General features: G+C 63.8%; 12 protein-coding genes. 6 read left to right on the plus strand and 6 right to left on the minus strand.

Going from position 1 to position 7864, the window contains the following annotated elements; all coding sequences use genetic code 11:
- Positions 1-129 precede the first annotated feature (129 nt).
- Positions 130-390: a hypothetical protein gene (locus tag ON20_RS26355; protein WP_438803442.1), complete on the plus strand. Its 261-nt coding sequence runs from the start codon at positions 130-132 to the stop codon at positions 388-390.
- Positions 391-395: 5 nt separating this feature from the next.
- Here ON20_RS26355 and ON20_RS26360 read toward each other — a convergent pair whose 3' ends face one another.
- Positions 396-998, minus strand: a complete 603-nt coding sequence (locus ON20_RS26360; RefSeq protein WP_086009081.1) for a transposase — start codon at positions 996-998, stop codon at positions 396-398.
- Positions 923-1438: a winged helix-turn-helix domain-containing protein gene (locus ON20_RS26365; protein ID WP_218002629.1), complete on the minus strand. Its 516-nt coding sequence runs from the start codon at positions 1436-1438 to the stop codon at positions 923-925. The genes ON20_RS26360 and ON20_RS26365 overlap by 76 nt, the downstream gene beginning before the upstream one ends.
- Positions 1439-1672: 234 nt before the next feature.
- Between ON20_RS26365 and ON20_RS36865 the strand changes: the two genes are divergently transcribed.
- The 3 genes from ON20_RS36865 to ON20_RS26380 all read left to right on the plus strand — a co-directional run bounded on the left by ON20_RS36865 (position 1673) and on the right by ON20_RS26380 (position 3145).
- On the plus strand, positions 1673-2275 hold the full coding sequence (locus ON20_RS36865) for a hypothetical protein (RefSeq protein WP_157229019.1): 603 nt from the start codon (positions 1673-1675) through the stop codon (positions 2273-2275).
- Positions 2276-2399: 124 nt separating this feature from the next.
- Complete coding sequence (locus ON20_RS36870; protein WP_040839877.1) at positions 2400-2726, plus strand: DUF3467 domain-containing protein; 327 nt, start codon at positions 2400-2402, stop codon at positions 2724-2726.
- A gap of 182 nt (positions 2727-2908) precedes the next feature.
- The gene (locus tag ON20_RS26380; protein WP_040839879.1) at positions 2909-3145 is read left to right on the plus strand and encodes a hypothetical protein; all 237 of its coding nucleotides are present in this window, start codon (positions 2909-2911) and stop codon (positions 3143-3145) included.
- Positions 3146-3290: 145 nt separating this feature from the next.
- Here ON20_RS26380 and ON20_RS26385 read toward each other — a convergent pair whose 3' ends face one another.
- Positions 3291-3554 carry a transglycosylase family protein gene (locus tag ON20_RS26385; RefSeq protein ID WP_051163361.1) on the minus strand — a complete coding sequence of 88 codons (264 nt, stop codon included), beginning with the start codon at positions 3552-3554 and terminating at the stop codon, positions 3291-3293.
- 1118 nt (positions 3555-4672) lie between these two features.
- Between ON20_RS26385 and ON20_RS26390 the strand changes: the two genes are divergently transcribed.
- Both ON20_RS26390 and ON20_RS26395 read left to right on the plus strand, forming a co-directional pair.
- Complete coding sequence (locus tag ON20_RS26390) at positions 4673-5539, plus strand: lysophospholipid acyltransferase family protein (protein WP_083865282.1); 867 nt, start codon at positions 4673-4675, stop codon at positions 5537-5539.
- A gap of 401 nt (positions 5540-5940) precedes the next feature.
- On the plus strand, positions 5941-6951 hold the full coding sequence (locus ON20_RS26395; RefSeq protein WP_245547503.1) for an alpha/beta hydrolase: 1011 nt from the start codon (positions 5941-5943) through the stop codon (positions 6949-6951).
- On the opposite strand, the gene ON20_RS34995 is transcribed toward ON20_RS26395, so the two are convergent.
- The 3 genes from ON20_RS34995 to ON20_RS38150 all read right to left on the minus strand — a co-directional run.
- The gene (locus ON20_RS34995) at positions 6952-7302 is read right to left on the minus strand and encodes a type II toxin-antitoxin system PemK/MazF family toxin (RefSeq protein ID WP_083865285.1); all 351 of its coding nucleotides are present in this window, start codon (positions 7300-7302) and stop codon (positions 6952-6954) included.
- 2 nt (positions 7303-7304) lie between these two features.
- Positions 7305-7523, minus strand: coding sequence for a DUF8778 family protein (locus tag ON20_RS26400; RefSeq protein WP_040839884.1), 219 nt, complete (start codon positions 7521-7523; stop codon positions 7305-7307).
- Between the two features lie 105 nt (positions 7524-7628).
- On the minus strand, positions 7629-7864 hold a 236-nt coding region (locus ON20_RS38150), incomplete at its 5' end, for a hypothetical protein (RefSeq protein ID WP_218002630.1).

Here is a 7864-nt window from a genome sequence, read left to right on the forward strand (position 1 = left end):
TCGGTCAGTAGCCTCAACCCCCCACGCCAATACCGGCACAAGGTGCCGGAATTGGCGAAAAGGTGCTCTGAACTGCGATAATTCGGCTTGTCTAAGGTCGAATCGCGCAGTTTCAGGAGCACCTTTTCGGTGAGTGAGTCTATGTCGTGGTATTCGTCGCTGAAAATCGAGGACGGTGGGTCGCCGGTCGTGTCGCAGGCCGGGGCGGGATTGCTGCTGCGGACCATGGAGAAGACCGGTTTGAGCAGGGGTTTGTCCGAGAGATTGTCGCCGTGGGGTAAACCGGGCTCGGCCCATGATCCGGGCAAGATCGTGTGTGACCTGGCGGTGATGCTCGCACTCGGCGGGGACTGCATCTCGGATCTGGCATTACTGAGTTTGTTGTCGTGATGTCGTCATGGTGGTGTGGTGAGGGTGAGTCCGGTTTCGATAAGACACCCGTCGACCAGGGTGGGCCGGTATTGGATTCGGCGCAGGCCGGCACGGATGCCGGTAACGAGGTGGTCGGGGTCGGTGAAGACGGTGTTGGCCAGCCGCCGGCGCAGCAATGCCCACAGGCCCTCGACGGGGTTGAGATCGGGAGCGTATGCCGGGAGTCGGTAGACGGTCAGCCAGTCGTAGCCGGCGAGCAGGTCGCGCATGCGGGCGGAGATGTGGGTGCCCCGCCTGTCCCACACCAGGACGATCCGCCCGCCCGGTAGCTGGGTGTGAGCGCGGACGAGCAGATCCCGGTAGTCGTTCTCGGACAGGCTTTTTCGCTTGTGTCGGCGTTCGTGACGGTGGGGCCGGTAGATCAGCCGGGAGCGGTGGCCGGGTTTGTAACAGGCCAGTGCGGCGATCGAGACCCACCGCCGCGACCGCGACCGCACGGTCACGACCGGAGTGCGCCCACGGCGGGACCAGGTCCGCGCGGTCGGCGGCGTCAGCGAGAACCCGGTATCGTCTTCGAAGACCAGCCACCCGTCCGACGCCGCCGCTGTCGTTTTACCCGCGGCCACTGCACTTTCACCCAGTTCGCCACCACGTCCGGGTCGCGTTCGGCAGCCCGTCGTGCCGGGACCTGCCGACTCCAGCCGTGGCGGTGCAGCAGTAGCTGCACCCCTTTGAGCGTGTAGGAAATGTGGAAACGACGGCCGATCAGCGTGGCGATCCTGGCCAGAGTCCACGTCTGATTCGGCCACCCGTGCGCTCTGGGCCCCTCGGCCAGTAGCTGTTCGAGCACGGCGAACTGCTCATCTGACAGCAGCGGCCGCGACACCGGCCCCTTCGACCGCGACGCCGCCTCACCACCGGCACGCCACGCCTTACGGCACCGCTGCACCGACCGCGCCGTGACCCGCAGATCCTCGGCGATCACCGCGTTGCCCTCGCCCCGGGCGAACGCCTCCATCGCGGCGCACCGCAACCGCTCCCGGAACTCTCCTCGTTCAGCGGTCAACCCACCACCTTGCGAATACCTCATACCGACGGTCTACCGCAATACCACCGACCATCAACCCCACGACACCACGAATTCAAACTCAGTAGCACCGATTGGTCCGTTTCGGTTCGGCGTCCGCCACCTGGGAAGACGTGCGCTTCAGGCGTTGCGTGAATGGCTTCCGACGTGGTTCACCCCGTTTTCCGGAGTGTTGCCTCAAAGTTGCTGACAGCCGGTGATTGGGGTGCGAGGATGAGCCGGTTACGAGAGTTCGCCCAGTTCGGAATCCAATCCAGCAGTCCACACTTTTCGGAAGGGAGCTCGACAATGGCGGTACAGGACACGAGCACGGAGACCCGGTCTACCTCGTCGCAGGGTCAGCGCGGGGATGTGGCGGATATCCGCGGTGAGGTCGAGATGCTGCGGTTGCGTTTGGACGAGGCGCGGCAGGAGGCTCAGAGCGCACGGCAGTACGCGATGCAGGCCTCCGGGCTCGCCCGCCAGGCCCAGTCCCAAGCCCGGCAGGTGCAGAATCACGCCCAGACCGCGCAGCAGAACGCCAACCAGGCCAATCAGCAGGCGCAACAGGCCCGCCAGGCCGCGGTGCAGGCGTCGAATCAGGCCCAGCAGGCCCAAAGTGAAGCCGACGGGGCCGGGGCCCAGGCCCAGCAGGCCCAGGGGGAAGCCAACCAGGCCCAGCAGCGTGCGTCCTCGGCGGCCGATCAGGCCGATCAGTCCACTCAGCTCGCCCAGCAGGCCGAGGACCAAGCCTCCCGCGCCCAGGACAAGGCCGGGCAGTGGGAGATGGCGTTGCATCAGATCCGCCAGCAAGCCCGCCACCTGCAGGGCAACTGACCGCGGTGACTGCGGGCCCGTGCGGTCTGTGAGTAACGGTGCCCGCGCGGCGGGCGTACCGGGAAACCGGTACGCCCGCCGCGCCGCGCCTGCGGACAACACAGGGAACGGAGGGTGCGCGGTCGTGAGCGATGACCCGGCCCTGCCCGGCCCGCCCGATAGTGACATCGAGGTCGAGGTGATCGTCCCCGACGCCCTGAATGCGGGGGTGTATGCCAACGGGTTCACCTGCTGGTACAACCGCACCGACTTCACCCTCGATTTTCTGGTTTACCTGCCCGCCGAACCCGCCGCGGTCACACCACACGGACCAGTGATGCGGCAACCGGTTCAAGTCACCGCCCGGGTGAAGTTCGCACCCGCGTTGATCTTCCGGTTGATGCGCACTCTCGATGAAGCCATGAGCAACTACGAGCACCAGTTCGGGCACATCACCTCCCTCGGCGACTGAACCCGCCCAAACCATGCACCGCGAGGAAAACAACGATGATCACCGCTACCGGGCCGATCACTCCGGCGGCCAACAAATGAACACCAAAACAGACTGATCGTCCTGTTTGTGCTGTTTGTGCTGTATGGTGGCTCATCTGGAATTCATGAGCACGTTTTTCGGTTGATGACGGAGGTAGCCTAATGGCTAGCGGATCCTTCTATTTCAAAGATGAGAACGGGTATCCGCAGCACATCGACAACCCGCGGGAATGGGACGATTACAACGTGATCATCGGTACGAGCGATCTGAACAATGCGACGGATGCGACGGTCACTCTCTACACCGGACGTAACGGATCCGGCGGCAGCGAATCGATATATCCTGGCGGGAGCAGGTACTCGACTGCGGTCTACCTGAGTTGCCGATTCACCCGCTGATCAGCTATCGGGATCCAAGCGTGTGAGTCGGGCCCGCAGGGTGCATTTCGTTGCTTTCGCGCCAGCAACCCTTTTTCGGCGGATATCCAGAGCCTCGCACGCTCCCGGCTACAAACGGCAAAACCCTCGCCGTTTACAGGAGTCGTCACAGGTATGCCTCGCATGCCGGCCACGCGCCGCGTCCGTGGGTGGCCAGGACGTTCTCGGCGATGCGGATTTGTTCGGCGCGGCTGGCGTGCGCGGGTGACCCGTTGCCGCCGGCGGCTGCCCAGGTGCCTTGGGTGAACTGCAGGCCACCGTAGTAGCCGTTGCCGGTGTCAGCGCTCCAGTTCCCGCCGCTTTCGCACGCGGCGACCGCGTCCCAGTCGTGGCCATTGGACCGAGCGTGAGCAGCTGGCCCGCTCATCATCACCAAGACTGCGGTGATCGCGGCGGTGACACCGAGCAAACGGATGTTTACAACGCACGGGTGATACACGGAAATCTCCTTCCATGATCTGCCGACCCCGACCGATGAAATACCCACTGCAACGAGTGCGGGTATCGCCGGGGATTACGCGAACCGTGGCATGGAAATATCGGGAAATATCAAATGCGCGCACACGACATGTCAGCACGCAGGGAACAGATACCTGACGCGCCGCCGGGGCAACTCCGGTCACAATCGCACAGCATCCACCAGTCGACAGTGTCCGATTGCAGAGGCAGAACCGGGTCTTTCGACTGGATCGAGATCAATGGATCCGGGCACGAGCGGGAATCTCTCGGCCCTTATTTCTCCGCGATCAGACGATACGCAGGATCCAGCATATGCGCGGGATAATTTATTCAATCGAAACCATTCGATTCGACTGCCTCATCCAGACAAAAGGATTCCGCCCGAAACCCTTCGCGGGACTGGAAGCGCCCGGGATACCTCGGGACTCGGGACCGCAGGGTGCCGGTCAGCGACGCCGGGGAGCAGAATCGCTCAGGAAGTTTTGCGCCTCGTAGGGTGTTCCGTTGGCCGATCGCTCAACGACATCACTGCTGGTCAAGCGAGGCTTTCCGTTCGCATGGAGCAGGGTGGTACGAACCCGTGTCGCCCCTGGTCGAAACCGTCCGGAAGCAACCCACGCCGGTGGGCGCGGCCGGGCCGGGATAGAATCGAACCGCTCGTCCCGTTTCTGTGCTCCACGCTCCACGATTGCAGTTCCCAAGCGAATCGAACGGTGGTCACATCATGCATGGTGGGAAACCTGCTGTCGCCGCGCGGGCGCAGCCACTGTTCGGCACGGTGGACCAGTCGTTCAGGGGGCGCTGCGCTGCCAAGCAGATTGCCTGTCTCGCCTCTCTTGAATACCGGCCGGACTCCGAATCCGGCAGCGCTGGACCACTGTGTGGGCATGGGACAGGGAGTGCGGTGTTGCAGCCGTCATCGTTCCACGATCGATCGACGCACCGCAGCCCAGGGCTTCTTGCCGGCACCTGGAATATGTGAGTGACCACCGCGATGGTGCCTGATGGGGTCGACCTCGAGGTGCGGGGGTGAGCCTCGGTGATCGGGGGCGGGGCAAGGTCGCCGCGGGCATCCGCGGCACGGCCGATTTCGCGCGCCGTCGCCTGAGCGGGGACTATCAGCTCGACGAGTTCGGTCTCGACGAGCACCTGCTCGAATCAGTCCTGCTGCCGGTCCTGCGGCCGCTGGCGCAGCTGTGGTTCCGGGTACAGGTCAATGGCATCGAGAACCTTCCCGAGTCCGAGGGCGCGCTGATCGTGGCCAACCATGCCGGTGTGGTGGTGCTGGACGCTTTGATGCTGCAGGTGGCCGTGCACGATCACCATCCCAAGCAGCGGGCACTGCGCCTGCTGGCCGCCGACCTCGTGTTCGAGCTACCGATCGTAGGGGCGCTGGCTCGCAAGGCCGGTCACACCCTGGCCTGTCCCGCCGACGCCGAGCGGCTGTTACGTACCGGCGAGCTGACCGGCGTGTTCCCTGAAGGCGTCAAGGGCGTCGGCAAGCCCTACAGCCAACGCTACAAGCTGCAATGCTTCGGGCGCGGTGGGTTCGCCTCTCTGGCCCTCAAGACTGGGGCGCCGATCATCCCGTGCTCGATCGTCGGCTCGGAGGAGATCTATCCCAAACTCGCCGACCTCGAGCCGCTGGCCCGGCTGCTCGGGCTGCCGTACTTCCCGGTGACTCCGCTGTTCCCCCACCTGGGCCTGCTGGGTGGTATCCCGCTGCCGTCGAAGTGGTACATCGAATTCGGTGAACCCATCGCCACCGGCGCATACGGGCCCGAGGCCGCCGGGGATCCGATGACCATGTTCGAGCTCACCGATCAGGTCCGCGGAACCATCCAGCAGACGCTGAACAGGCGGCTGACCGGGCGCCGCAACCCATTCACCGGCTAGTTGCGTCGTGCTGTCGCAGCACCGGTAAACGCACCCATGATTAACGGTCGTGTCACCAGGTACATGAGCGCCGTGGGCGTTACGCCCTTGGCGTGGGTGGGTGTTCCGGGGTTCTGGGGGCCCAACGCGCTGGGGGCGCTCACAGGACGTGAATGATCGGCCGGTCGGCAGGTCGCATCGATATCCACTCGAATTTTCGGCAGGCACAGGTGCCTGGCTGTTCTCACCCCTGTCGCCCAGCTTGGGTAAGTAGGGCCATAGGTATGCCTCCGTTACGTCACCGATGTCAGGTTGCTATCACTGGCGCAGGGTGGTTGTCGCACGACAACATCCACATGACGAATACTGGATTTTCGATGACCGCCCTGTTACCTCTTTCCTCCGGGTGCGTGTGCGAGGATGTGCTCGATGACCGCGTCGTCAACCCAGGCCGAACCAGCCTGCATTCACAGGCGCTGGGGGTTGCCTGCCGGGGCATGGTCGGCCCACTCGTGCGGCGCTACCCGATTCATCCGGCGACGATGCCGGTCGCTCGTACCGTCCTGGACGGCCTGGCCCGGTTGCGCCCGGCCCCCTCCGAGGTAGAGCGCGAGCAGCTGCGGTTGAGCGGTTTCCGGATGGAGATCCTGCGCCCGGCAGGTGCACGGCGGTCGCTGCGCCACGGCGCGGTGATGTACATGCACGGCGGCGGCTTCTTCCTGGGTGGTCTGGACTCGCATCGGCCGATCGCGGCCAGCCTGGCCCGGCGCACCGGACTGCCGGTGGTGAACGTGGAATACCGGCAGCTACCGGGCACGAACATCGCCGGTTCGATCCAGGACTGCCTCAACGCGTATCGGTGGCTGTTGCAGCACGGCACCGATCCGGCCCGGATCGTGTTCGCCAGCGATTCGGCCGGTGGATTCCTGAGTTTCGCTACCGCCCTGCAAGCGATCACCGCCGGATTACCCGTCCCGGCCGGGCTGATCGGCCTGTCACCGCTATTGGACCTGGACCACCACGCCAAGCGGGACTATTGCAATGTCGGGCGCGTCCCCTACATTCCACTGTCCGCGGTGCACCGCGTGGTGCGCTACGGCGCCGAGGTGAACGGGCAGGTGGACCCGGCGCTGTCGCCGGTGAACAGGCCACTGGCGGGCTTGCCGCCGGTACTGCTGATGGCCGGTGAGGACGAGTTGCTGCGGTACGACTGCGAGCTGATGGCGCAGCGGCTCACCACGGCCGGTGTGCCGAATTCGCTGGAACTGTGGCGCGGGCAGGTGCACGCGTTCATGAGCCTCATGCCCGCCATGCCCGAGAGCCGCGCCGCGCTGGCACACGCCGCACGTTTCACACGAGACCGGATAGAAGCCGCAGTAGCACCTCCGAATCATGCAGAACGCGGCAGAAGTACGCCGCACAGTCACTGGTGACTAGCTTTCCATCACCACGAAATCGTTTACCCAACGGCGGATCAGTGACAATGTGTGACTACTGACCGAGCCTGAGACCTTTTGGATCCGACCACGACTCACCGTTCGAGGCTGCTCTGTCATGGCGTACGAAATCTCTTTGAGCTCGAGCTCATCGCCTCGCAGCTGGACATGATGCGGCCAGCCTCGGTCGGTTGTGGTCACCGGCACGACGACGACTAGATCTCGTACGGTCCGTAGATAGTCGGCAGTGGAGATGACTACCGCCGGCCGACGACCATCCTGTTCACGGCCCTTAGCTGGAGTGAAATCAACCCAAACGACCTGACCAGGGCTATACGCCGGTGGCATGTTCACAGAGCGTCATCCAGGCCGTCTTCGAGCGTGTCGTCCCACTCATCGATCTCAGCCACGTAGTCCGAGTCCACTTCCGCATAGGCCGCCGCCACAGCTGCGAACCGCTGCTTACGATCGTGCTCATCAAGCAAATGAGCGATGGTCTGAGAGACGGTCCGCCCTTGCGCCTGCGCCAAAGAGCTCACACGCTCCCGTACCGATTGCTCGACTTTCATCGAAGACATCGAAGCACCCATGAGACGTACCTTCCTTCCAAAATCCGTTGGATCCTGTCAAGGATACCAAGAAGGGATACTTTTGGGGATACCTATTGCTTGGCATCACCCGAGCGGCACCACGGCGACATCAATGCTGTGGCAATCCCCGCTGTCGGCCGAGGACATCCCGGCCGAGGCGACCGCGCTCAAGGCCGAGTTGACCGAGATACTGCGTTCGCGCCGATCGTGTAGTTCATCCCCGCCAGATAGAGCTGTGTCAATATAAAACTGACGGAGATGCTTGACACTCGGATCCCCTGAACATAGGGAGTTTCGGGTGAGTGAGCCTGTCATGGACC

Origin of the sequence: Nocardia brevicatena NBRC 12119 (assembly GCF_000308495.1) — a bacterium.
Lineage (GTDB): Bacteria > Actinomycetota > Actinomycetes > Mycobacteriales > Mycobacteriaceae > Nocardia > Nocardia brevicatena.